This is a genomic window from Levilactobacillus paucivorans (assembly GCF_001437125.1).
Taxonomy (GTDB): domain Bacteria; phylum Bacillota; class Bacilli; order Lactobacillales; family Lactobacillaceae; genus Levilactobacillus; species Levilactobacillus paucivorans.
Window position 1 is genome coordinate 1 of sequence record NZ_JQCA01000154.1, and the last position, 1191, is coordinate 1191.

At 36.5% G+C, this 1191-nt stretch carries 1 protein-coding gene; it reads left to right on the top strand.

Going from position 1 to position 1191, the window contains the following annotated elements; translation table 11 throughout:
* A partial coding sequence (locus IV54_RS09835) for a BglG family transcription antiterminator (RefSeq protein WP_237756713.1) occupies positions 1-1175 on the top strand: 1175 nt, incomplete at its 5' end.
* Between the last annotated feature and the right edge of the window lie 16 nt (positions 1176-1191).

Consider the following 1191-nt stretch of genomic DNA (forward strand, 5'->3'; position numbering starts at 1 on the left):
AGGGCCTAGTACTTTTGGAATGGAAATACTTTCCAACACCAAAAATTCTAGACCCGCAATTCGGGTTGCATCTTCACGGAAATGAAAGCGATTTCAGAGATGCGTATTTTAGCTATGTACAGTTTTTAAAACAGTTCAATTATGATTTAGAGGTTATTAGTGGATGGGATCGTTTAGTTATTGCTAATTGGTTGAGAGAAGCAGAACAACTGTTGATGGTTGAGTTTACATACGATAGCTTTGAACGAATGATAATGAAAGTTAATGTTGTTTTACGCCGTATTCGTGTAGGGCAAACAATCAAGATGACTTCGCAACCTGAACTTGAACGGCCAGAAAATGAACTCGTCAAATTACAACAGGTCAGTGGGCCGTTAGAAGAACAACTTAAAACACATTTGACTATGGGTGAAGTGGCATATTTGGTTGCGCAGATTGACACTAGTGGGTTAATTAAGAACGAAGTGGTTTCACGAGGCTATAATGTTCAGGTAGATTTTCTTGTTAATCATTTCATTGAGGAAGTTGGACGAGAATTAGATATCGACTTGAGTGGTGATCGAGAGCTTTTCCAACATTTAGGATTACATTTCAAGACAACCCTTACGAAAAAGGCTGCACATTTAACGGATTTAATCACTCGGGAGTCTTTTGAAAATATTCAATCAATGTTTCCAAGAGAATATGAGGCTGTTCAGTCAAGCCTAAAAAAGCTTGCGAATAGAGAATTTGCACCTTTCGATAATTCTGCGGAATATGCTTTTCTTACACTGCATATTGTTTCTTCAATAGAAAAAATCAAACACCAAATTAGCAAGAACTTAAGAATCCTATTGATTTGTAACTTAGGCGTTGGTACATCACAGTTTCTTAAATACCGTCTGACAAAGGTATCCGAATCTCACATTGAGATCGCATCGATGGATCAATTAAGTCGCAAGCTTGGAAATGCGGATATAATCATTTCAACAATCTATCTTCCTGATTTGAAAGTCCCTTGTATCAAAGTGTCACCAATTTTAAATGCTATCGACCTTAAAAATATTAAACAACTAGAACAAAAAATTATTGCAGAAAAGATTGAACATTACGCTAAGGAAAGAAAGGAGTGGCAGAAAAGTCCAATGTTAAAAGACCCTCGATTTAAAATTGAAGTGCAACACCTGCTCTACTAGACCAGTTCTTTATTCA